General features: G+C 55.5%; 19 protein-coding genes. 14 read left to right on the top strand and 5 right to left on the bottom strand.

The window, feature by feature from the left end; genetic code table 11:
* Nucleotides 1–54: 54 nt before the first annotated feature.
* Complete coding sequence (locus tag A9753_RS02935; RefSeq protein WP_067779891.1) at nucleotides 55–456, bottom strand: Rid family detoxifying hydrolase; 402 nt, start codon at nucleotides 454–456, stop codon at nucleotides 55–57.
* A 307-nt stretch (nucleotides 457–763) separates the two neighbouring features.
* Here A9753_RS02935 and pgm point away from each other — a divergent pair, with 307 nt between their 5' ends.
* Together pgm and A9753_RS02925 are read left to right on the top strand one after the other, a co-directional pair.
* Nucleotides 764–2,446, top strand: a complete 1,683-nt coding sequence (gene pgm / locus A9753_RS02930) for a phosphoglucomutase (alpha-D-glucose-1,6-bisphosphate-dependent) (RefSeq protein WP_067779888.1) — start codon at nucleotides 764–766, stop codon at nucleotides 2,444–2,446.
* 69 nt (nucleotides 2,447–2,515) lie between these two features.
* Nucleotides 2,516–3,565, top strand: a complete 1,050-nt coding sequence (locus A9753_RS02925; protein WP_067779885.1) for a YwiC-like family protein — start codon at nucleotides 2,516–2,518, stop codon at nucleotides 3,563–3,565.
* Between the two features lie 54 nt (nucleotides 3,566–3,619).
* Here the strand turns inward: A9753_RS02925 and A9753_RS02920 are convergent, their stop codons facing one another.
* The 3 genes from A9753_RS02920 to A9753_RS02910 all read right to left on the bottom strand — a co-directional run bounded on the left by A9753_RS02920 (nucleotide 3,620) and on the right by A9753_RS02910 (nucleotide 6,859).
* A complete protein-coding gene (locus A9753_RS02920) occupies nucleotides 3,620–5,641 on the bottom strand; it encodes a hypothetical protein (protein WP_067779882.1) in 2,022 nt (673 codons plus the stop codon).
* Nucleotides 5,642–5,646: 5 nt separating this feature from the next.
* Nucleotides 5,647–5,856 (bottom strand): hypothetical protein, encoded by a 210-nt coding sequence (locus A9753_RS02915; protein ID WP_067779879.1) that lies wholly within the window; start codon nucleotides 5,854–5,856, stop codon nucleotides 5,647–5,649.
* 157 nt (nucleotides 5,857–6,013) lie between these two features.
* Nucleotides 6,014–6,859 (bottom strand): hypothetical protein, encoded by an 846-nt coding sequence (locus A9753_RS02910; RefSeq protein WP_141673276.1) that lies wholly within the window; start codon nucleotides 6,857–6,859, stop codon nucleotides 6,014–6,016.
* A 42-nt stretch (nucleotides 6,860–6,901) separates the two neighbouring features.
* Here A9753_RS02910 and A9753_RS02905 point away from each other — a divergent pair, with 42 nt between their 5' ends.
* The 4 genes from A9753_RS02905 to A9753_RS02890 all read left to right on the top strand — a co-directional run bounded on the left by A9753_RS02905 (nucleotide 6,902) and on the right by A9753_RS02890 (nucleotide 10,508).
* On the top strand, nucleotides 6,902–7,465 hold the full coding sequence (locus A9753_RS02905; protein WP_067779873.1) for a hypothetical protein: 564 nt from the start codon (nucleotides 6,902–6,904) through the stop codon (nucleotides 7,463–7,465).
* Nucleotides 7,466–7,724: 259 nt separating this feature from the next.
* Nucleotides 7,725–9,209: an adenylosuccinate lyase gene (gene purB, locus A9753_RS02900; RefSeq protein WP_083090221.1), complete on the top strand. Its 1,485-nt coding sequence runs from the start codon at nucleotides 7,725–7,727 to the stop codon at nucleotides 9,207–9,209.
* 49 nt (nucleotides 9,210–9,258) lie between these two features.
* Nucleotides 9,259–10,059, top strand: a complete 801-nt coding sequence (locus tag A9753_RS02895) for a variant leucine-rich repeat-containing protein (protein ID WP_067779870.1) — start codon at nucleotides 9,259–9,261, stop codon at nucleotides 10,057–10,059.
* On the top strand, nucleotides 10,059–10,508 hold the full coding sequence (locus A9753_RS02890) for a DUF2809 domain-containing protein (RefSeq protein ID WP_083090220.1): 450 nt from the start codon (nucleotides 10,059–10,061) through the stop codon (nucleotides 10,506–10,508). The genes A9753_RS02895 and A9753_RS02890 overlap by 1 nt, the downstream gene beginning before the upstream one ends.
* Before the next feature lie 83 nt (nucleotides 10,509–10,591).
* Here A9753_RS02890 and A9753_RS02885 read toward each other — a convergent pair whose 3' ends face one another.
* Complete coding sequence (locus A9753_RS02885) at nucleotides 10,592–11,197, bottom strand: hypothetical protein (RefSeq protein WP_141673274.1); 606 nt, start codon at nucleotides 11,195–11,197, stop codon at nucleotides 10,592–10,594.
* Nucleotides 11,198–11,558: 361 nt separating this feature from the next.
* Between A9753_RS02885 and A9753_RS02880 the strand changes: the two genes are divergently transcribed.
* From A9753_RS02880 to A9753_RS02845, 8 genes are all read left to right on the top strand, one after another.
* Nucleotides 11,559–11,804, top strand: coding sequence for a heavy-metal-associated domain-containing protein (locus A9753_RS02880; RefSeq protein WP_067779864.1), 246 nt, complete (start codon nucleotides 11,559–11,561; stop codon nucleotides 11,802–11,804).
* Complete coding sequence (locus A9753_RS02875; RefSeq protein WP_067779859.1) at nucleotides 11,801–14,290, top strand: heavy metal translocating P-type ATPase; 2,490 nt, start codon at nucleotides 11,801–11,803, stop codon at nucleotides 14,288–14,290. Before A9753_RS02880 ends, A9753_RS02875 begins: the two co-directional genes overlap by 4 nt.
* Nucleotides 14,291–14,510: 220 nt before the next feature.
* Nucleotides 14,511–16,139, top strand: a complete 1,629-nt coding sequence (locus A9753_RS02870; RefSeq protein ID WP_067779856.1) for an OmpA family protein — start codon at nucleotides 14,511–14,513, stop codon at nucleotides 16,137–16,139.
* Between the two features lie 109 nt (nucleotides 16,140–16,248).
* Nucleotides 16,249–19,032 (top strand): lysylphosphatidylglycerol synthase transmembrane domain-containing protein, encoded by a 2,784-nt coding sequence (locus A9753_RS02865; protein WP_067779853.1) that lies wholly within the window; start codon nucleotides 16,249–16,251, stop codon nucleotides 19,030–19,032.
* A gap of 8 nt (nucleotides 19,033–19,040) precedes the next feature.
* Nucleotides 19,041–20,798 carry a DUF2079 domain-containing protein gene (locus A9753_RS02860; protein WP_083090219.1) on the top strand — a complete coding sequence of 586 codons (1,758 nt, stop codon included), beginning with the start codon at nucleotides 19,041–19,043 and terminating at the stop codon, nucleotides 20,796–20,798.
* A gap of 150 nt (nucleotides 20,799–20,948) precedes the next feature.
* Nucleotides 20,949–22,115, top strand: a complete 1,167-nt coding sequence (locus A9753_RS02855) for a Gfo/Idh/MocA family protein (protein ID WP_067779847.1) — start codon at nucleotides 20,949–20,951, stop codon at nucleotides 22,113–22,115.
* A 241-nt stretch (nucleotides 22,116–22,356) separates the two neighbouring features.
* Complete coding sequence (locus tag A9753_RS02850) at nucleotides 22,357–23,844, top strand: DUF1846 domain-containing protein (RefSeq protein WP_067779845.1); 1,488 nt, start codon at nucleotides 22,357–22,359, stop codon at nucleotides 23,842–23,844.
* 41 nt (nucleotides 23,845–23,885) lie between these two features.
* On the top strand, nucleotides 23,886–24,332 hold the full coding sequence (locus A9753_RS02845) for a 2-thiouracil desulfurase family protein (protein WP_067779842.1): 447 nt from the start codon (nucleotides 23,886–23,888) through the stop codon (nucleotides 24,330–24,332).
* Nucleotides 24,333–24,450 lie beyond the last annotated feature (118 nt).

The following is a 24,450-nucleotide window of genomic DNA, read 5'->3' as shown; positions in this document are numbered from 1 at the left end:
CGCGCAGGGACCTGGGAGTAAACAGTCGGGATCGGTGGTGATGTGGTTGATGAATCAGGGACGCACGGCGATAGCTTCGATCTCTACACCTACTCCCTTGGGCAGTGCGGCAACAGCGAATGCTGCACGTGCGGGCATGACAGGGCCGGTGATATGGCGTGCGTAAACCTCGTTAACTGCAGCGAAGTCGTTAATGTCAGCGAGGAGAACGGTGGTCTTAACAATGTTTTCCATCCTCAGTCCCGCTTCACTCAAGATGTGAGCAATGGAGGTCAGGCAACGATCTGCTTGCTTGGCGATATCGTCAGAAACGATTTCTCCGTCTTCAGGGTCCAGGGGAATCTGACCAGAGACGAAAACGAGGCTGCCTGAGTCATTACCAAGACTGACTGCCTGGGAGTAAGGGCCGATGGCCGCGGGAGCTTGTGGGGTGACGATGGCCTGAGGGGTGCTCATAGGGGTTCTTTCTCGTTAAGTTGAGTGACACGCGGAAGCGTTGCTACTTGGTGTTTATTGTGCCGTGCCGACGCCATATGGTCTATGAACCCCGTGGCACGACCCCTCCTTTTCCTTATCTCCCCTCAACTTTTATTTTTCATCCGGCAGTGACATAAGACCACCATGGACAACAAGGGGGTATGAAACGAAAGGTAGCGTTGAGAATCGGAATGCCCCCAGCATCAAATCTCAATATTTGAGATATATTATGCTTTTGAGTGAGATAAAACGGGTGTGAGTCACGTAACGGTGGTTTAGTTAAGGCATGCATCCACGCGCTGGCCAAGTGGCCCTTCCCGAAGACCTGATCGACGTCGATGAAGTAGTCAACGCGTACTACACTCGCGTTCCCAATCCCTCCATTCCCGCCCAGAAAGTCGTATTCGGCACCTCCGGTCACCGCGGCTCTTCTCTCGACACGGCATTCAACGAAGCACACATCGTTGCTACCACTGCCGCCATCATCGAATACCGCCGCAGCCAAGGAACAGATGGCACCATCTACTTGGGCCGTGACACTCACGCACTAAGCGAACCAGCATGGCGCACTGCCATTGAAGTACTCTCCGGCGCCGGTGTTATGACAGCAATCGACGCCCGCGGCTCTTACACCCCTACCCCGGCTGTTTCCCACTCTATCCTCAAGGCCAACGGGGCCGGCACTAAAGCCGGTGTTCGGACTTCTGGGCCCGGCCTTGCTGACGGCATTGTGGTCACCCCTTCACACAATCCTCCGCGTGATGGTGGCTTCAAGTACAACCCACCCACCGGCGGTCCTGCCGGATCCGATGCCACCTCATGGATCGCTAACCGCGCCAATGAACTGCTGGCTAATGGATGGAAGGACGTTCCTCGCGTCCCCATCGCTGATGCCCTTGACGGCCCCTATGTCATCAAGCATGACTATCTAAACACCTATGTCTCTGATCTCGAATCTGTCATTGACATGGAAGCCATTCGCGATGCTGGCGTGCGCATCGGCGCTGATCCGCTGGGGGGTGCTGCCGTAGATTACTGGGCAGCTATCGCCGAGCGTTACGGCCTGGATCTGACCGTTGTTAACCCCACCGTTGATCCCGCATGGCCCTTCATGACTTTAGACTGGGACGGCAAGATCCGGATGGACTGTTCCTCCCCCAACGCCATGGCCTCCCTGCGTAACCTCATGACTCCTGGTGAAGACGGCACCACTCCCTACGATGTGGCTACTGGCAACGACGCCGATTCAGATCGTCACGGCATTGTCACCCCTGATGGTGGTCTCATGAACCCCAATCACTTCCTCGCTGTGGCTATCGAGTACCTATTTACTCATCGTCCCGGGTGGGGCGCACACTGCGCCGTGGGCAAGACCTTGGTCTCATCCAGTCTCATCGACCGCGTGGTGAAGTCCCTAGGTCGTAGCCTCATGGAAGTCCCTGTGGGATTCAAGCACTTCGTTCCTGGACTACTCGATGGTTCCGTGGGCTTTGGTGGTGAAGAAAGTGCTGGAGCATCCTTCCTGCGTAAGGACGGCACTGTATGGACTACCGATAAAGATGGCATCATCTTGTGCTTGTTAGCCAGCGAAATCATCGCCGTGACTGGCAAGTCTCCTTGGGCACTACACATGGATCAGGTTGAGCGTTTTGGTGCCTCAAGTTACGCTCGCATCGATGCCCCAGCCACAAAAGAAGAGAAGGCCAAGTTGGCAGCTTTGAGTCCTTCAGATATCAAGGCAACAGAGTTGGCTGGTGAAGAGATTCAGGAACGCCTGGTTCGCGCCCCTGGTAACGATCAGCCCATCGGCGGTTTGAAGGTCACCACAGCGAATTCTTGGTTCGCCGCGCGTCCCTCCGGTACTGAAGATGTGTACAAGATTTACGCCGAATCCTTCCTAGGAGATGAGCACCTAGCCCGCGTTCAGGAAGAAGCAAAGGACGTTGTTGCTACCGCACTAGGAGCCTGACGCTCTCACGCCCTTCATCTGACATTCCGTCACATCCACTCACGCCCCTGAGCCTTTAGGCTGAGGGGCGTGAGTCAGTCTTACCCGTCTTCCTCATCACGCTTCTCTTCGCATCAAGAGCCCACGAGTCCTGCTCGCCAGGCGCGATCTGCTAGTTCATCTACGCGATCAACTTCCACTAATCAGCACACGTCGGATGATGCGTCACACCGGATTTCCTCATCGAAACCGACACGTTCTGCAAGCAGGGGCCGAACTTCTCAGCGTTCTTCGCTGTGGTTACCGAAGCAGCATGGTGCCTGGGGAATGCTTCTCATTCCCCCGGTTATTGGCATGATTCTTGGTGGGTGGACTTGGGCATATATTCCCACTTTCATTGCGTGGTGGATGGGGTATTTGAGTTTCTGGGCGTGGGGCGTATGGGCCAGGACCCGTTCCCCTCGCCGTAAAGCCCTGGCTTTTATTCCCTTAGCGGCTTACTCCTCATTCACGGTCTTCGTTGGTCTCATTACGCTGATCAGTATTCCGACGTTGCTGACGTGGGCTCCTGTTTTTCTTCCCTTAATTACCATTGCCGGGTGGCAGCAATGGAGGGGGCGTGAACGCTCATTACTATCCGGGGTCAGTACCACCTTGGCCGCGAGCGCAATGACTGCAGTCTTCTACAGTATTTCGCTTCGTCACAACGCTTCTGCGTGGTCCTTGGCTAGTCCGTGGGGTTTCCTCCATCCTTCTGCTTCGACTACTGCTAATAACGCCGAGAGTCTTCATGGATGGGCGTGGGTGTGGCTAGTCACGGCGCTTGTGACGGCGTATTTCGTAGGCACTGTCCCGTATGTAAAATCAATGATTCGTGGCCGTGGTGATCGTCCACTGATGGTGGGGTCAAGCATTTTCCATGTCTTAGTCGCCTGCGCTGTGTGGATTGCTGCGGGAATGTCGTGGGTATCGTGGTGGTGCGCCGTGGTGTTCACGGTGGTTGCGCTGCGTGCTGTGGCACTGCCCCTCATGCAGGCTGTACGTCTTCGTGATCATCGCCCGGTCATTCGCCCGAGGATGATTGGGTTCAGTGAAGTGGCCTTAAGCCTGCTTGTTCTTCTCGTTCTTGTCAGTGGCTAAGACACTCACTGGCTAAGAGATCGAAACACCACTGAGGTTTCTGACAGTTGCCCCTCATCCACCGATTTCGCGGCGGCAGTCAATAATCATCTCCTCACTGACCGCTCCTTCATCTCCTGCACCGGTGAGATACTGGAAGCGCTGTGACCAGTCATCGATGGCCGGTTCTCCGGCCTGTTCAATTCCTTCGGTGACTGTCGCGTAGACGCTAGACATGTGTGGGTATCCCCTGTTCGTGGTGTGTGAGTCGATGGTGACCACGATTCGTGACGGTGATGTAGGCGTGGCCTGAGCGTCAAGAGCTGGCACGGCATCATCGGCATTTTCGATATGAAGTGCGTAGGTCTCTGAGGGAAGTGCTGCGCCAGCAGTGGGGCCACCGGCTGTTAAGACGCTGGTCATGGTGAAGCGCTCACGGACAGCCGTGTCAGCAGCAATATTGCTGACCGTGATAGCTCCTTGAGAGTGGCCGTAGAAACCTACGGGTTCTCCGGGTTGAATTCCTGCCATGGTCATGGCAGCGACAACACTAGATTCCATATCTGTGGGTTGACCGGCTACTCCTTGCAGGTTCGTGAGGAGGTCTTGAAGGTCTTCGCCCCCCATGGACCAGTCGCGTGTGCCTGGAACGATGACCATCCATGTACGTGTTCCGTCCGAGTGTGTGGTTTTGATGATAGAGATGCTCCCGTCGTGCGACTGATGTTTGCTTCCTTCGTCCATGGTGGGGCGGGAGTGTTGGAGTTCATCACTATGAGCGATGGTTTGAGCAATAGTGCGTGGTGGTGTGGGAAGAGGTCGGAATGCCTCGGGAGTAGTTGACAGGGATGTTGCGAGGGCGAATGGGTCCCGTGATGCCGGTGGTAAAACGCTCGTAGTATTACTCCCTCGAGGCGACACAACGATGCCAGTGGTTGGCCCGTAGAACTGTTCTCCACTTCGTTGGGCTACACCTGCCACGTAGTAGGCCAGTCGCTGCATGGGGCTCAGCGTTGCTGTGGGCACTTCCTTGCTTCCTTGACGCACGGTTTCTCCCAGTGCCGAACTGACTTGCGGGTCCATACGGTGGGCAAGGTGGGTGAAATACTGCTGAACTGCGTAGGAACTTTGTCCGCTGCGTGCTCGCATCACCCAGGGAAGCGTGAGGAAGAGAGCGAGGCTGTCACCAGTCAGCCACTGAGAAAGGATCGGATCCTCCATAGCGGTCAGAAGGAACTGTCCGCCATCAGATACCAATGGCAAATTGGCGGGGTCTCCTCCAAAAAATGCTCCGACTCCCCCAATTGCGAGAAAGGGACTCAACAGCAGCGCCTCACCTAAACCAACAATCTGAGTAAGTATCGGAATGAGCGGTCCGACTCGTTGTTGGTCCGCGAGTGCCCATGGCCCATTGAGGGGTGGGAGTGTGGGCGATGCCTGAACGTCTGCCTGGGTATAGATATCTACGCATACTCGTAAGTCACTGATGAGTGACTCGATTGTGTCGCGGAGAGAGTGAAGTCCTTCTGGTCCATCGATGTAGGTGTCCAGCGCATCAAGTGCGCCGTGCTGAGCTTGGATGAACTGCTCCTCCAACGCGAAGGGGTCGATGAGACACTGCGTCTGCGTATCGCGCCACGTGGCGGGTATTTCAGTGTCGGCACCCACGCCAAGATCGGTGACTGCGAGAGCGGAATATCCACTGACGAGGAACGGCTCAGAAAAGAGTTCATAAGGTGGCGGTAACGCAGCAGTCACCTTGCCCCGCGTACTTTCCGCACTAGCTATTGCGTCACTGAGGTAGTCAGAGACCGTGTTCAGCTCGGTGATAAGTGCGTCAATGTCATCGGTATTAACCGCTGTGGAGCCACCGTTAACGAAGATTGCCGGGGCATCATGCGTCGATGAAAACGTTCCCTGTGCTGAATGAGAAAAGTTCATGCTCCAGGTATGTGGGTGAGGGAAAAAACCACCAGAGGCAGCATGAGAATCTGACGCTTTGGCATACTCCTGAGCCGGTCCCACCAGAGGAGAAGAGTTTGCGCTTGTGGGGCGATCCGACGCCTCCAGGTAGTCATGATCGCTACGCGTAGCCATGAGTGTTACCAACTTGAAGCGTCCAGGAGAAGACACGCATCAACGGCCTTCTCAGCGTTTACCTGAGCAGTAGCCAGTGACGCAACCACCTCATCAAGGATTGCCTGACAGGCTCGTGAGGCAAGGCCCACCCACGAAGTCGGCACTTCAGTGGGCATGGAGGTGATAGCCCAATCCAGTGATTGTGAGGAGGAGTGAATCAGCGGCGAAGTCATGGATAGGAGCCTAGGAGCACCCTTCTCATCACATACGTACCCGTGTGGAACGTCCCCACTACCGAAGACAATCCGCCTACTGTGGAGAACTCGTCAAGACAGGCATAAATAACACCAGTCGGTTGCGATATCGGCTCATTTCCCGACTGTCGCAGAGTTAGCGACCTCTGTTATCTCGCTCAATTGCCCAAGCGGTCCATGCGTCAATCACATACGAGCGGTCTTTGGCGCTCATCTCATGGAGAGGCTCGGTGCCATCACTATTGAGTGAGGCGTAAAAATCTTTGAGCTCAGAACCGGCTTGGCGCGCGTAAAGATGTTCGAGCGCTTCACACCCCTGCGCCAGGGTGAGACCTGACCACAAATCGACTTGTGCGGCATCGTCAGAAGAGGAGGCTTTTTTGTCAAGAAGCCAGCCGATTAACGCCACGATGAAGGCAGTGAAAGCAACCAGGACCATTCCCACCCCCAGGATGCTCCAAGTCACTGAATGCCATAGGAGTGCGCGAAGAAGGCCAGCAATCAGGAGGCCGGCAGTAATACTCAATGCGGCAAAATCTGCCACCACGAGGGGAAGAAACATCCGGGGCTTTTCGCCCATTGCTCCCCGCGAGACCAGCGTCATAACCGGACGCATGGAGGCAGCAAGAACACTGCGGTAAAGCATCCAACTGCACAAGGCGGCGGTCAGAACAATCACGCCTCCATACCAGGTGAGAATTCCTCCGGTGGGTGACAGGGCTCCCACAGCTTGACCAGTGTGGGGGTCCATGACAGGAGCACCAAGGCGGCCAATACCAATGGCCGGCATAAAAACCACTAACAGGCAGCCCAAGAGCCACCCGGCCAAAAGGAGCGGAGAACTATGAATCATGCTGGCACGAAGCACTCCGCCCACAGCCATCATGCTGGTCATTACTTGGGCAACGCCAGGAGAATCCTGGCCCGCTTGGGTAAAACGCGGGTCAGGTTGTGGCCGAGACGACGATACTTCTTGCTCCATGTCTCAACCGTAACCCCACGGAGGTCATGTGACACTAGTGCCATGCGCGCTTTGTCTTCCTCTCGCCCCTGGCTTGTTACCGTTGTCGCCCTGATCGCTTTAGGTGGATGTTCATCAAGTAGTGATTCCTCCACCCTCAGCCCACCTCCTTCAGAAACGGCCACCCCCCAGGCTTCTGCCCCCACTGAAGCAACGGGCCGCCCCACGGAGGGCAATCTCCCCATGCCCACTGATGAGATGTTTGTGATCCCCGAGGATGCCCCAACGGCTGATTTTGGCATCAGGGCTTCTCAAGCCGAATCAACGTGCATGGTAGATGAGTCCCACACCCTGCTGTGCGCCGTCAACCATGCGCAATGGGCTAAAGCGTGCGGTCAGGGCCGCAGTGGCGCTATCACAATGAACGCTGGGACCCCCGATTTGGCTTGTGTCGAAGGGGATTTAGGGGCAATGGGTTCTGCTCTTGATGAGGCTGAAATTGGTAGCACGATTCTTCTTGACGGCGGCGCGATTGCATGCGCCCCTCAGTTAGGCATGATGTCATGCTGGGATACGGCATCTCACCACGGTTTTGTAGTCAACAACCAAGAATACCGCTTCTTCTAATTCTCCAGTTCAACCACCAGTTCGATCATCCGGCCACTTATCGGTGTCACCGGCAGGAAGCACTCTTTGGGCAGGAAAACTTTCCCCCTCCACAATCACGGTATCTGCCGTACTCAGTTATCCCTACTGCGTCCCTTGACAGCATTATGACCTTTAGTCCCACCGCCAGTATCAGTTTTCCTCGGTTTCCTTAACGCGCATGTTTCGCCCAACCTGACACAATGGGTGTCATAGCCACCCCTTTGACCAGGAATATCCCATGAACACCACCCCTGCATCTGCTCGTCTTGCTGATCTGCCCACTGACCGCGTGCATCTGGAAAGTTGCGAGCCGGCCATTGCTCTCGGTCCCCTCGATGGTCGCTACCGTGCAGTGACTGCGCCCCTGGCTGATCATTTAAGCGAAGCAGCGCTCAACCGTGCCCGCGTGCATGTGGAAGTGGAATGGCTCATTCACCTTACAGATGAAGGTGTGCTTCCTGGTGCACCGCGTTTTTCTGATGCCGAGAAAGAGTACCTGCGTGGTTTGGTGCGCGAGTTCAGTGATAAGCAGATTGCCCAGTTGGCTAGCATTGAGGCTGAAACCCGCCATGACGTGAAGGCTGTGGAGTATCTACTCAAGGCCCATCTCGACGCCGCACCCTCAGTTCTCGGTGACACTGTTCTTCCGCAGGTGCACGAGATTGTTCATATTTTCTGCACCAGTGAAGACATCAATAACCTTTCCTACGCTTTAACGATCCGTAGCGCCATCGAGCAGGTGTGGTTGCCTGCTGCTCGTGGTCTGGTTGAGGATCTTCGTTCGATGGCCCGCGATCATGCTGAGGCTCCGATGCTTGCTCGCACCCATGGTCAGCCTGCTACTCCTACCACCTTGGGTAAGGAGTTGGCAGTAATTGCATGGCGTTTGAGCCGTCAGGTGGCTCGTGTAGAGTCCACTGCATACTTGGGCAAGATTAATGGTGCCACCGGCACCTACGGCGCTCATGTGCTCAGCGTTCCTGGTGCTGATTGGCCTGCTATTGCTCGCAGTTTTGTGGAGAAGTTGGGTCTGACCTTCAACCCGTTGACCACGCAGATTGAGTCCCATGACTGGCAAGCTGAGCTCTACTCAGACATTGCTCGCTTCAACCGTATTGCTCACAACTTGGCTACTGACGTGTGGACCTACATTTCTTTGGGCTACTTCCGTCAGCGCCTGAGCGCTCAAGGTTCCACGGGCTCATCCACGATGCCGCACAAGGTCAATCCGATTCGTTTTGAAAACGGTGAGGCAAACCTTGAGATTTCGTGCGCTCTGCTAGATACCCTCTCCTCCACGCTTGTCACTTCTCGCTTGCAACGTGACCTGACTGATTCCACCACGCAGCGTAACGTGGGCGTAGCTGTGGGGCACTCTCTGCTGGCTTTGGACAATATTCGTAAGGGCCTAGCTGGCCTGGATGTGGATGAGGATCGTCTGCGCGAAGATTTGGATGCCACCTGGGAAGTTTTGGGTGAGCCTGTCCAGCAGGCTATGCGCGCTGCTGCTGTTGCTGGTGCCACCGGCATGGCTGATCCCTATGAGCGTCTCAAGGAATTGACCCGCGGCAAGAAGGTCACACCTGAGGCAATGCGTGAGTTCATTGCGAACCTTGGCATGCCTGCTGAGGTTGAACAGCGTTTGAGTGCTCTGACCCCGGCAACGTACACGGGTCTTGCTGCTGAACTTGTTGCTCAGATTGACCAACTTCCTTACGAATAATTCACATTCTCTCCCCTCGGGGCCCTGGTAGTCATGCCATGATGGTGGCATGACTACGTCTGGAGTTGATCGTGATGCCCAGCGGGCCGCTGATCCGTCGACGCCAGCTGGCGCATTGATGGTTCTTGCCGGTATCCGCCCAGATTTACGTGCTGTCATTGCAAAAAATCCGTCATGTTCTGATGATTTGCAACGGTGGATTGAGCAGACTCCTGTCGACGTGCTTACTGACTCAGAAATGCACTCGTGGGCGCCCGCGTGGAGTGATAATCCTTTCGGTTCCGTCGCTGGGGATCCGTTGATGGGTTCACCGTTGGATGATTCGGGGATTATTCCTGCCGACGCCGTCCCTGATGATTCTTCTTTACCGTCACTGTCTGCACCTCCTGTCTCTCACGGTCATAATGAGCAGCGTCAGGCGCCTCAGAACTATGCGCCGCAGGGTTATGCTGCGCCTCCTGCTCACGGTTATGGGCCTACTCCCACGTCCTCGCCTACGCAGGGGTACGGTCAGGCTCCTTCTCGAGGACAGCGCGTTCCAACTTCCCCATCGTTGCAGAGAGGCTTTACGCCTATTCCTCCTCAGGGGTTGGCGTATCAACCTCCTCAGACTCCCTCAGGTTCTTCAGGGAAGCGTCGAGCAGGCGTGAATGTTTTCGACAGGGACTATTTGGCTGATCGTCTCGTTAAATTGAATGAACAGTCAGCACAGTTGCGCTCTGAATTCAGTCTCCCTGCACAAAAGCCAGTGAAGGTTTCTTCTGGCAAAAAGAGCTCCGGAAACTCTAATAGTTTCGTTCAGTTCTTGGTAATTTTCGTGATCATGGTCGTCTGGATGATTCTTCACTAATGACAGCATCAGTTCATCAAGCCGGTGAAAGGTTATGGCCATGGCCGTGGCTTATCATCGGCGCGCTTCTCACCATCGCACTCGGGGTTGGTGTTCAGTTTCTTCGCCCTCTTCCGGGCACCGATGCGGCAGGTACTGTGTTGTGGACCTGGATGGTAGGTTGGGTCCTCGCCATGGTTTCTCGCGCCTTGAGTCAGCGTTGGCCTTTCTGGAGTTATGGAGTGGCCGCGAGCGCGATTGGTGTGGGCGTGGAGTTATTCCAGTTAACGCCTATTCCCGCATCTCTTGCCCAGATTTCTCGACTGTTTGCGCTAGTTCTCGGTACAACGTTTAGTGCGGGTGACTTGCCCTGGTATGTTGTGGGTGGGGCAACTTTCGCCATGTTGGTGCTTCGTTCACTGCCCACGCCACATGGCGCAGACAATAGGAAGGGTTTTCCTCGCCGGTAGATGCGCAGAGGTTTGGCCTCTCTCAACTCAGCATCACCAAGCGCACCCTCATCAATGAGTAAGTGGCTAGATCCTGACGTTCGTCAGCGCTGACAGTACGGGTCATATCCTGGGGGAGGCGAATACGGCTGCTGCGGTAATCCTTGCTGGGGCATGTGTCCATACTGAGGATTAAGCCCGAGGTTGGGGGCTTGCTGCGCGGCTAACCATTGTCGATCTTGTTGCTTTTTCTTCGAAACACTGGTGGACACTTCAACTGCTGAGACCCCGATGATGACCTCAGGCAAGAGGAACAGAACAATGACGAGCACGCCCCACGAATGACTAATGAAATTCAGGCCGAATCGCTCAACAAGCGTTGATGAACTCTTCCCGTGGTAGGGATCTGTGGTCATTGAGAGCAGGAAAAACACTACGGTTTGAGCAACGAGCAAGATCGCTGTCAACCATCCATATGTCCACCGGCCTCGGGCTGATGTCGCCATAGCGGCAAGAAGTGAGGCAATGCCTAAGGGGATCAGAATGGTGATGGGGTAGATGAGGATGATTCCGAGGGAGAGGCCGTCTTCAAGTTCGGCGTTGAGTGCATACATTCGGTCACCCACCACAGGCAGGGTGATAGCGACGATGACAATCACCATGGAGGGGAGCCAGCCGACTCCTTTCCAGGACTCGTTCGTAGGAAACAAGAGACTACCTCCTTCGCATACTCATGTGCCTAGTGTGTCTAGGCATTCCGGGCCAGTGAGTGACTGTCACATTGAGGCTTCACCGGTGTGGCTGGCCATCGCGTTGATGGTCACTGACTAAGTGGGTTCTTGTTCCGTCAGTTTACGGGCAGAAAGAAGCACGCTAAACGGTTTGGGGAGTTTTCCCCGGTTTCGACGACGGGTGAGCGGATAGTGTTTTCCACACCGTCATCTCATCGTGATGCTCTGAATCATTGCTCACAGAAGGAATAATTGCCGACTCCCCATCGTTATGCTAGACGGTAATCACCACGGTTTCTTTATTGAGGCCGTGACATTGGTAGTAGGAAGAAGGATCCTCATGGCTGACATCGATCGCACCACCGTGCTGAAGGTTGAAGGAATGACCTGTGGTCACTGCGCCGCACATGTCACCGAGGAACTCACCGCTGTTGACGGCGTGAAGAACGTTGAGGTCATCCTGGTCAAGGGTGGCCAGTCCTCCGTCACGGTTGTCTCCGATGTGGTGCTCGATGATGCTGCTCTTGAAGAGGCAATCGACGAAGCAGGCGATTACACCCTCGTTGCTATCGAGCGCGACGAGTGAGCACCTCCGAATCACACTCCTCCGCCACCACTTCATCTGAGCATCTCGCTTCTCTCCCCGATGCCACTAACGTCACTCACGTCAATGTCAGCATCGGTGGGATGACGTGCGCCTCCTGCGTGGGACGTGTTGAGAAAAAACTGCGCAAACTTCCTGGGGTTGAGGCCAACGTCAATCTCGCCACCGAATCTGCTCGGGTCACAATTCCCTCCACGCTAAGTGCCGAGGATGTTATTGCCACCATCGAAAAGGCTGGATATACCGCCAGCCTTATTGATGTGGAAACTCCTCACGATTCTGACGAGCAGCCTTCACACACCTCTCCTGAGCGCACTCATGACCTGGGAGTTCGCCTCGTTGTGGCATTCGTGCTGTCCGTACCCGTCATGGCTCTGGCGATGGTTCCAGCATTCCAGTTCACTGGCTGGCAGTGGGTGAGTGCTGCGCTCACACTTCCTGTTGCCATCTGGTGTGCAGCACCATTCCACGTTGCTGCATTTAAGGCTGGGCGACACGGAAGCGCCACCATGGATACCCTGGTCTCCCTGGGCGTTATTGCCTCCACCCTGTGGAGTTTGTGGGCACTGATCTGGGGTGGGGCAGGGAAACTCGGCATGACCATGCCCATGGAATTCATGCCGGCTCACCAGACCGCTGGGGCTCATATCTACTTTGAATCTGCTGCCTGGGTGACCACGTTCCTCTTGGCAGGCCGCTATGCTGAGGCGAGGAGCCGGCGTCGCGCAGGAGATGCTCTTCGCAGTCTGATGGAACTTGGGGCAACCACGGCACGCATCGTTGATGGCTCAGTGACTCGCAACGTAGGTGTGGACGAGGTGCGCGTTGGTGATGTCATGCGCGTACTCAATGGCGAAAAAATCCCCACCGATGGTGAGGTCATTGCTGGCAGTGGCAGCGTCGATGCATCCATGGTGACAGGTGAAAGTATGCCGGTCGATGTCACAATCGGCGATGAAGTAACTGGCGCCACGATTGTCACCAGCGGTTCTATTGACGTGCGGGCAACCCGTGTGGGAGCCGGAACGACCCTAGCGCAGATTACCCAGATGGTGACCGCAGCCCAGGAAGGCAAAGCACCGATCGCTCGTCTGGCTGATCGCGTCAGTGCCGTATTCGTTCCCGTTGTTCTTGTGCTCAGCGCGCTTACTCTGGCCGGATGGCTGATTGTTGGTCAGCCCACCAGCGCAGCATTCACCGCGGCAGTAGCCGTTCTGGTTATTGCTTGTCCGTGCGCTCTGGGGCTTGCTACTCCCACCGCCCTTCTTGTGGGAAGTGGACGTGCAGCAAAACTTGGCATCATTATTTCCGGTCCTGAGGTTTTAGAATCCACCCGTCAGATTGACACAGTTGTTATGGATAAGACCGGCACCATTACTGCTGGAAATATGAGTGTGGCTTCCACCCTGGTTCACCCTGGTGGTGAATTGGATAAAGCAACATTACTCAGTATCGCCGGGGCTTTGGAATCGCATTCCTCTCACCCCATTGCGCAGGCTATCGTTCGCGCTCACCGTGATGCTCTCACACCTGACGCAGAATCATCTGACACGGTTGCTCCCTCTGCTACTAGCCTCCCTGCTCGTGGCACCGATACCGAGTCGGGCACCGTGTCCAGTGCAGTTAGCAGTAATGAGGAATTGGTACACCAGGTTAACCTGTCGGATATCCAGACCATCGATGGACGCGGCCTTCAGGCCACAGTCACTGTTGATGATACCCATCCGCTTGCCAGTGTTTTCCAGGGAACCACCGGAATTGTCCGAGCTGGAAGCCCCGCATGGATGCAGGCTGATGGCATCGACTTTTCTTGGGCACAGCAGTCTATTGATACTTCACAACATGACGGCGCAAGTACGGTTCTCCTCGCTGCAGGCACAGAAGGCCACTTATGCGGTATTGGTGTAATTGATGTGCGCGATGAGATTCGTCAGTCATCTCCTCAAGCAATAGCGGATCTTCGTACCCGTGGCCTTAAACCGCTCATGCTGACCGGTGACCACTCACAGGCAGCCTTGTGGGTCGCTGAGCGCGTGGGCCTCTCCCCCGATCAAGTGCGCAGCGGTGTCCTTCCCGGAGATAAGCGTGATGTAGTAGCTCAGTTACAAGAGCAGGGACACGTTGTAGCCATGGTAGGTGACGGTGTCAATGACGCCGCGGCACTAGCTCAGGCAGGCCAGCAAGGCTTGGGTTTTGCTATGGGAAGCGGAACCGATGTGGCCCGCCATGCTGCTGATATCACCCTCATGCGTTCTGACCTTGCTGCAGTTGTGACCGCTATCGATATTTCGAGGGCGACACTACGCATCATTAAACAGAATCTTTTCTGGGCTTTCGCCTATAACGTCGCAGCCATCCCACTGGCGATTGCTGGACTGCTCAACCCCATGATTGCCGGTGCAGCCATGGCATGCTCCTCAGTCATCGTGGTGAGTAACTCTCTGCGCTTAAACCGTGCAGGTCGTTAATAACAGAACTGACCTGCTTTTTCGATGAGGGTCATCTCGTCTCTATTTCCACTGGTATTCACAGTGGGGAGCACTCCCCGATACCTTTCATTGATTATTCAAGGATATTCCAGGCACACTTAACTCACGATAATGCAGCGCTCGTCATGAACGCTGACGGACCTGCCACGATGACACTCCGACTACATGTTGGTATGTCCCCCATACAGAGGAGTACCCCATGTCCCGCCCTATGCTGACACGCCGTCACGCTCTGAGCGCACTCGCGTTGAGCATGACTTTTCCCGTTCTCGCTGCTTGTGAAGATGGCGATGATTCCACGACTTCATCGACACAGCATGAAGAAGAGTCCGCCACTCCCGAAGAAGATTCAGGTGCTATCAAGCGCAATGGCAATGAGGCTATCCCTGCCACCTACCTCACTGACGCTTCTGAACTCATGGTGCCCAAGGCCATCAAAGTGGACACCAAGGTCATGAACCTCAACGTCACCTACGCCGTAGGTCCTGCCGTCACTGACGAACGCGGCACCCTGGTCCGCCTAGCATGGACTGTCAATGGCGCATTCATCAAAGACACCTGGGTTGACTACCAGACCAACTACTGGCTGCGTGGCCGTGATTTCAACTCCGATGGCGCATACACCGGCACTGACTGCCGCCTGATCAACCTCGGGACCGGAAAGATTGCTGAATCCACCAGCAGTCTTCCTGAAGACAGCGCAGACGCAGACAATGTCAATGCCTTAGCCGTCACCTTCCCCGCCATGGAAGGCGACACCTTCGCATTCATCCTGCCCACCTACGGCCTGATCGAAAACATCCCCGTGGTTGCTGCAGCCGATGCCGGATTCGATGTAAACGCTGCCTGGAAAGCTGCCGGCTTCGACGGCAAAGGTGAAGTCATCGCTGACATGATTCCCTTCACCGAAGCACCGGAAGGTGAGTCCTCTAGTGTGGTAGACGGTAACCGCGTTACCATCAACCTCGGTTCTGACGTGTTCTTCGACGTGGACTCCTCCACACTCTCCCCCGCTGCCATCAACAGTTTGAAGAAACTCTCTGACTCCCTCGATCAATACGGTGGCGGCACCATGACCATCACCGGTCACACTGACAGCGTGGGTGACGATGCACACAACCAGGAACTATCTGTAGCCCGCGCCCAGGCCGTTGCTGATCAGCTCGGTAAGGACACAGACCTCAACGCCTTTAATGTCATTATCGAAGGTAAGGGCTCCAGCAAACCTGCCGTTCAAGAAACTGATGACGCATCACGCGCTGCTAACCGCCGCGTGGAAATCGTCATCGATGCCAACAAGACCCCCACATCTGCACCGGTCATTGCTAGCGGCACTGACCTGCCGGCCGCCCCCGCCCTAGCAGCCCCCATGGGCACTCCGCTGACTCTCAAGACCTACCATGATGGCACCCTCAAGTTCGAGGTCCTTGGTGCTCGCCGCGTCGGCAAGTACGTCGTAGTCGATTACGGCACCACGGGCGTAACCTCGACCGGAGGCGGAGCCATGGTGTACACCGCCTTCAACTCCACCGGCGTTCGCTACCCCACGGATCTGAGTTCCAACACCGAAACCGCTGCACCCATTGCTCTATTGACTGCTGAGGAACGCGAATACCCACTTGCCTATATGCGGACCTCCAAGTCTCATGCTTACGCCACCGACATGCTGCCGACTCTTGGTCTGCGCACCGATGAGTACTATCGCTTCTCTTCCCTCTATACCGATAAAGACGGCGATGAACTCATCATCGACATGAACCAGGAGCCCAATGAATACACTGACTATGTGGCCCCCTTCCGAGTCACCGGCGTCAAGGTGACTGGCTGAGACTTTACATCACACCTCCTGAGGTTGGGGGCGGTGCGGGCTTTGCCCGCACCGCCCCCAACCTTGTGGCATCAACGGTTTTCCATACACTCACCGTAGACTGACACACATGACGATTGAGCAGCCCACCCCTGCCCCACCGCGCTCAGCACCTCACAAGGCCGAACAGGCCGCACCTAGTACATCTCCTGTGGGTATTCCACGTATTGGTATGGCCGCAGCAGCGGTACCAGTCAAGCCTGCTCATCCGATCAACTCGGCCACACTCGTGGACTCTCCTCGCACACGTGTACGGCGTACCGAGGATCTTGTTGAACTCATCGTCACCAGCATCGGCATTGTGTCCTTGATGATCTTGGCCATCTACGGCCATCAGACCACCACAGGCGTCACCCAAGACGTCCAAAATGCTCTAGCTGTGGTGTTACGACGAGTCCTTCTCTTCCCTCTCCAAGCTTTAGAAGGGTTGACCACCTTTATCTTGCCGGTGGCCGTCATCGTTGACCGTCTGGTACGTAAATCCTGGCGCAGTGCCCTGCAAGCAGGATTAGCCTCTGTCATCGCTTATGCGGTGACTGGCGGATTAATTTGGCTTATCGAACGGTGGGGTCCTATTCCTCTCATCATTGGCCTCACACCGTCAGCCGCATGGCATACCACTGTTGGTTTTTCCACTGTCTACGCTTCCCTATCCGGTATTTTGACAGGGGCTGGTGAACGCCGCGCTTCTCCCCTTATTCGTACCGGATGGGCTTTCGCGTGGATTGTTATCGGTTTAGCTGTTCTTCGTGGCGCCCTCACGCTTCCTGGTGCACTAATCTCAATCTTGATTGGCCGTGCGGTAGGTTTGGCTATTCGCTACATTTTTGGCGCTGACGATGACCGTGCCGCTGGGCTGGCTCTTATTCGCGGTCTTCGCCGCGCAGGCATCGATGTGGACCGCGTGGTCCGCATGGATTCCACCACTTCCATTCAAGCCTGGACTGTGCGTACCACCGTCCCCGTGGGTTACACCGAGCAGGTTCGTGAGACCCCTGCACCTCCCACCATCAACCTTGATGACAAGGTTGATGAGGATGCACTTATTGAGCAATCCCTCAAAGCGCAGGAAGAGAACAAAGATCTTCCTATTGTTAATTCTCCCGGAGATCTATTGGATGACCTGCCGGAAATCGAACCGGATGAGTCGCTTGGCTGCCAGGAACTTCTCAAGGCTGCCCATTCCTCCGCCCTCATTAGTGGCCACGAAAGTGCTCACCGACTGTATGCCGTCTGGGATACCAGCGGTACGCGCCGCGATGTAACTGTTCTCGACGCCGACAGCCAGGTGGCAGGTTTCCTCTCCACTATGTGGGACACCATCCGTATGAAAGGACTGTCCCCCTCACGCGATATCACGGTGCGTGCGGCTGCTGAACACACGGCGCTACTTATCCTCGCTGCCCGCCGTGCTGGCGTACGCACCCCGGGCCTCAATGGTATGGCTGAGGCAGGCGATTCGATGCTCTTGGTCCATGACCATATTTCTCAGCCGGTGGCATTTGCTGACTGCGGTGATCGCCTGACTGATGATGTGCTCCACGATGCCTGGGAACAGTTGCGCCGTGCTCACGCCGCAGGTCTTGCCCACCGCAGTATCGAATCATCCACCGTCATTCTTGACGGCGCTAACCGCGTATGGCTACTGGACTGGGGTCAAGGCGAGATTGTTTCATCCGAACTTAGTCGGCGTATGGACTTAGCTCAGATGATGGCTCTTTTGGCCAGTTTGGTAGGCGTGGAAAAAGCACTTTCCTCAGCGTCAGAGATTCTCGATCATGACCAATTGGCTTCTATCGCTCCTATGCTGCAGTCAGTAGTCCTTCCTCGGTCGACACGTCTAGCTATGGGAAAACGCGGCAAGGTCCTTCAGGATCTACGCGATGCTCTAGTTGATCTGGTTCCCACCGCTCATGCTGAGCCCGTTCAGCTCTCTCGCTTCTCGATACGCACCGTCATCATGGTCATCGTCGGCGTAGTAGCCCTATGGACCGTGCTTGGCAAGATGAATTTTGAGGAAATTTCTCATGCGATTGCCGGCGCCAATATGTGGTGGCTTGCCGGAGCACTCTTCTTCTCTATCGCTACCTACGTGGGTGCTGCTCTTGCCTTGGTGGCCTTCTGCCCCATCAAGTTGCCGTTATGGAAGTCCACTGAAGTGCACTTGGCATCCTCGGTGGTTTCTCTGGTAGCACCTGCGGGCGTGGGTGGTGCTGCCATTAACTTGCGCTTTTTGAATCGCAAAGGTGTTCCCACTGCTGTTGGCGTGGCCACGGTTGCCTTGGTTCAAGTGGTGCAGTTCGTTGTGACCGTGATTTTCCTAGTGATTCTTGCTGCCACCACTGGCCAATCCAGCGGTTTGAGCCTGCCTAGCGGTTGGGTCCTCGCGGGTGCCGGTGTTCTCGTGGTCATTGTGGCTATTAGTCTTGCTGTTCCCCAGATACGCACCTTCATCTGGAAGAAGATTGGTCCCACGTTCCATCAGATTTGGCCACGCTTGGTTTGGGTTCTATCGAACCCCCGACGCCTTGCTCTGGGTGTACTCGGCACGTTCATTCTGTCCGTTTCCTACATCCTCTCTTTTGCCGCAAGTTTGTGGGCCTTTGGTTATGACCTACCAATGAGTGTGCTGGCTATTACCTACTTGGCATCGAATACGGTGGGGTCTGTAGTCCCATCCCCGGGTGGTTTGGGCCCGGTGGAATTGGCGCTCACCGGCGGTCTGGTCACGGCAGGTATCCCCAGCGGTGTGGCTTTGTCGACAACTCTGGCCTACCGTCTTGTCACGTTCTGGATTCCGATTCCTGTTGGCTGGTTGAGTTTGCGCCGCTTGCAGCACACCGGTGACCTCTGAGGTTCTGCATGCCGTTTCCCCACTGCCCCATGTCATCCACCAGCAAGCCTGATTTTCCCACAGCATCTCCTGCTTCACCGCGTGCAGTTAAAGGAATATGGCTTGGGATATGTTCCGTCATCACGGCTGTGCTCACATGCGTGAGTGTGGTGCAGTGGCATGCATTGTTGGTCCCCAGTTGGGATTTGGCAATTTTCTCGGAAGCCGCCAAGGGCTACTCCCAAGGCGGCTTGCCAATCGTGCCGATTAAGGGCCCTCACTACAATCTTTTGGGCGATCATTTCCATCCAATTCTGGTACTTCTTGGGCCACTGTGGGCACTCTTCCCTTCCCCACTGACTTTGTTAGTTGTTCAGAATGCGCTCATCGCTATTTCTGCATGGCCGCTCATGCACCTTGTTTTCGACGCCGCACAGGGTCGCATTCCCACAGCGTCACCACATCCTGGCCCTCATCCCCCTCAATCGAATCACTCCCACAGCCCTCTTAACCATCACGAAAGTACTGACCACCATTCAGCGTCACTCTCCAACAACTCGAAGTCTCAATCAGCCGGTTGGGGATGGAAATGCGCGCTTACGCTATCTGTCGTCGTTGGCGTGAGTTACGCTCTGAGTTGGGGTATGCAGGATGCAGTACATTCTCAGTTCCATGAAATTGCCTTCGCTCTGCCGTTTTTAGCATGTTCTGGCGCTGCTTTTGTCCGTGGGAACATGAAAAGTACTTTCCTTTGCTCTCTTCCGCTGATTTTGGTCAAGGAAGACATGGGCTTGACGGTATTCATGGTGGGCGTGGCCATATTGTTGCGCGTGTGGTGGGATCGCCATACGCAAAACACCATCCCTACCGCTTCATGGTGTACCCGTTTTAGCAGTTCGATTGTTGAGACATTGACTGACGAGCGTGGCCGCTGGGGCTCTTGGGCGATGGTGTTAGGTCTCATCGCTTTCGTGGCCACTACGGGCATTGTGCTTCCCGCAATGAATCCTGACGGTGTATGGGCCTATAACTTGGATTCTGGTCAATCCGGTAAGAGTTCGAGTTTGCTGGTTTCCTTGTTCTCCCCAACCGTTAAACTGCAGTTGTATGGGCTAATTGCCCTGACCGCAGGGGTTATTGGCATCCGTTCACCATGGTTTCTCGTCATTGCCCCCACGCTGGCCTGGCGCGTACTAGCTGAAAAGTCTTTCTATTGGCAGTGGGATGCATGGCATTACAACGCCATCCTTATGCCGATTTTGATCACCGCCGGGATCGACGCATCATCACGCCTGTCCTCTGCTCGGAGCCGTTCTCGTGCGCTTACCGCATTCGCTACATCCTTAGTGGCGCTTCTACTGGTGCTCACGCCCTCGCTTCCAACATGGTCAACACTGCGTACCTACTCCTCAGCGCTCACATGGCCCTCCCCCCTCTCTCATGCTGCAGAAAGTAGTGAACACACAGGAGTGGATAATGCCTCTTTGTCTACGCAGCGTCGTGTACGCGTGGCGATCTTGAGTGAGGCGATGCGGCAAGTGCCACCCGGAGCCAGTGTGCAGACGGACCTGACTTTATTGGCAGCTCTTGTTCCTCAACACACTGTCAGTTGGGTGGGTAGTGAGAGTTTGCCACCCGAGTACGTGGTGATCGATTCTCAATCCTCCGCATGGGGCGGACATTCTCCCAGGGATGCCGCCGCGTGGGCTGAGGCGATGTACCCCAACACGACTTATCAGGTGATCTGGGAACAAGATGGAATTCAGGTTGCTCATCGAGTGAACTAAATCGATCGTTTCTCCCGTTGAATTGATCCGATCACGGTGCTAATGTTCACTAAAGAACAGTTATGAGCAGTTTGGATCGCTCCCGTTCAGTGATGTCGATGCACTGCCGCAGTTCTTCACCACATTTCATTTCATCTGTCAGGAGAGACGATGGCGTCAACTCGCAAACTCGTTATTGCCATGAACGGCATCACCGGCCGCATGGGCTACCGCCAGCACTTGGTCCGTTCCATCCTTCCCATCCGTGACCAGGGTGGACTGGTTCTTGCTGATGGAACCCGAGTCGAACTCGAAATCATTCTGGTTGGCCGCAACGAGGATAAACTCAAGGACATTGCTGCCAAGCACAACATTGAGCGCTGGACTACCGACCAGGACGCCATCATCAATGACCCTGAGGTTGACATCTACTTCGACGCCCAGACCACCTCGCGTCGCTACGATGCACTGACCGCAGCCATTAAGGCCGGCAAGCACATCTTCACCGAGAAGCCCACCGCCGAGACCCTCGAGCAGGCCATTGATCTGGCACGTCAGGCATCCCAGACCAACCTGACCGTTGGCGTTGTCCACGACAAGCTTTACCTGCCCGGCCTGAAGAAACTCCGCCGCCTCGTTGATGAAGACTTCTTCGGCACCATCCTGTCCATGCGCGGCGAATTCGGCTACTGGGTATTCGAGGGCGACGTTCAGCCTGCACAGCGCCCCAGTTGGAACTACCGCAAGCAGGACGGCGGCGGCATGATGGTTGACATGTTCTGCCACTGGAACTACGTCCTCGAAGGAATCCTGGGCAAGGTCACCTCCGTCTACTCCCAGGCCGTCACCCACATCCCCACCCGCTGGGATGAAAACGGCGAGCCCTACGAAGCCACCGCTGACGATGCCGCATACGCCATCTTCGAAGTTGAGACTCCTAAGGGCGAAAAGGTTATCGCTCAGATCAACTCCTCTTGGGCTGTTCGCGTTCACCGCAAGGAACTCGTCGAGTTCCAGGTTGACGGCACCCACGGTACGGCTGTTGCTGGCCTGTTCCACTGCGAATCCCAGCAGCGTGCCAACACCCCCAAGGCTGCTTGGGATCCCGATGTTCCCACCACTATCGATTTCATGAGCCAGTGGGAAGATGTTCCTGCCAACGCAGAACTCGAAAACGGCTTCCGTGCTCAGTGGGAAGAATTCCTCGCTGACGTTGTTGCTGGTCGCCCCCACCGCTACGAACTCCTCTCCGCAGCCCGTGGCGTTCAGCTCGCAGCACTGGGTCAGGAATCAAGCGACCAGGGCCGCCGCCTCGAGGTTCCCGAAATTCAGTTGTGATTGAGGGATACAGATCGTGTGATGTATTCAGCATGACAGTCATCCCACATGACTGCTGAGTTATTCATATCAATCCCCACCTCCCACTAGGGGGGCCGCAGCAAATGCTGCGGCCCCCCTAGTTTTTCTTAACAATCACAAGTATCGGAACGAATCAGCAGGATAAACACCACACTGACCAGCAAGCCGATTAGACGGCGGGCAGCGTATTCTTCAGTTAAGTCATCTAGGAGAGGTGCTCATGCGTCCTGTGGGTTTTGATCGCGACCGCTACATCGAACTGCAAACCAGTCACATTCAGGAGCGTCGCTCCCAGTTCGGGGGTAAGTTATACCTCGAATTCGGAGGAAAACTCTTTGATGATATGCACGCTTCCCGCGTCCTTCCGGGCTTTACTCCGGACAACAAGATCACGATGCTGGAGTCCATGAAGGACGAGGTAGAAATCGTCGTGGTGGTCAGCGCCAAAGACCTCCAACGCAACAAGGTTCGCGCAGATCTGGGTATCGGATACGACGTTGACGTGCTGCGTCTCATCGACGAATTCCGCGCATGGGGCCTGTATGTAGGTTCCGTGGTGATCTCCCACTTCACTGATGACTCCAACCAGGCTGTGGCTTTCCAGCGCAAACTCGAGGGCCTTGGCCTGAAGGTGTACCGTCACTTCCCTATCAAGGGCTACCCCCACGATGTGGCACGCATTGTCTCCGAGCAAGGCTACGGAGCCAATGAATACGTTGAGACTTCTCGCGATCTCATCATTGTCACCGCTCCTGGCCCTGGTTCAGGCAAGATGGCTACATGCTTGTCCCAGATTTACCAGGATGCTCAGCGCGGTATTCGCTCCGGTTACGCCAAGTTCGAAACCTTCCCCATCTGGAACCTCCCCCTCGATCACCCCGTCAACGTCGCCTATGAGGCAGCCACCGCTGACCTTGATGACGTCAACATGATCGATCCCTTCCACCTGGCCGCTTACGGCGAGCAAACGGTGAACTACAACCGCGACGTGGAAGTTTTCCCTGTTCTTAACCGCCTGCTGGAGCAGATCTACGGTGAAAGCCCCTATAAGTCCCCCACAGACATGGGCGTGAACATGGCTGGTAAGTCGATTTCTGACGACGAGGTGTGCCGTGAAGCATCCCGTCAGGAAGTCATTCGACGCTATTTCCACGCTCTGGTAGCTGAGAAGCGTGACGGTCTGGATCCTGATCAGTCCGACCGTATCGCCCTGCTCATGAGCCAGTTGGGTGTGGAGGCTACTAACCGTCCTGTAGTCACTCCCGCACTGGAGATGGCTGAGCAGACTGGCGCTCCTGCCGCTGCCCTCCAGCTTGATGACGGCACCATCATCTTGGGTAAGACCTCCGCATTACTGGGCTGCTCCTCTGCCCTCCTACTCAATGCTCTCAAGCACCTCGCCGGCATTGACGACGCCGTGAAGCTCCTTGCCCCTGAAGCTATCCTTCCGATTCAGGCACTGAAGACCGAAAACCTGGGCTCAAAGAACCCTCGTCTTCATACCGACGAAGTGCTTATTGCCCTGGCAGTGTCTGCGCAGACTGACCCCAACGCCAAAGCTGCCTTGGCCCAGTTGGAGACTCTCAAGGGCTGCGACGTTCATACCACCACCATTCTGGGCAGTGTGGACACGGGCATCTTCCGCCAGCTCGGCATCAACGTCACCAGCGAACCCGAATACCAGACTTCATCGCTCTACAAGAAGTGAGTTTTCTTCGGTTTCATCATGGCAACGGGTGAGTGCATCCGATGAAAATCATGGTCAGTGCATGCTTGATGGGGCGCCGGTGTAAGTACAACGGTGGCCACAACTTTCATGCGGCACTGGCCGATTTCCTTACCCACCATGAGGTTATTGAGATCTGCCCCGAGGTCACCGGTGGTCTTCCCACACCTCGTCTCCCGGCGGAGTTAATTGATGGCATTGCTCTGCGCAGTGATGGGGTAAGTGTCGATGACAAATATGAGCGTGGTGCTCAAGCCGCTCTTGAACAAGCGTTGCGTGAACAGCCTGATCTCATCATTCTTCAGCCCCGCAGCCCCAGTTGTGGCGTGACCTCCATTTATGACGGTTCTTTCTCCGGAACTCTCATCGCCGGTGCCGGCAAAACCGCTCAACTTCTTCTTGACCATGGTTTCCAAGTCATTGACGCCGATGAGTGTGCACGTCTCCTCCGCTCCGGGAAACTGTCGTAAGGCTTTTCCTTGACATTACATGGCGCCCTCTTTGCCCCTTCAGGGCATGACTTCGCATCAGTCGACCACCAAGAGCAGTTTTTTATTCGCCCTGTAAACCGCTAAATCGCCGTTAATT

The sequence above is a fragment of the Actinomyces vulturis genome (genome assembly GCF_001687305.1).
GTDB lineage: Bacteria > Actinomycetota > Actinomycetes > Actinomycetales > Actinomycetaceae > Actinomyces > Actinomyces vulturis.
Note: the sequence above shows the minus strand (reverse complement) of the source record. Positions and strands in the feature narration are given on the sequence as shown.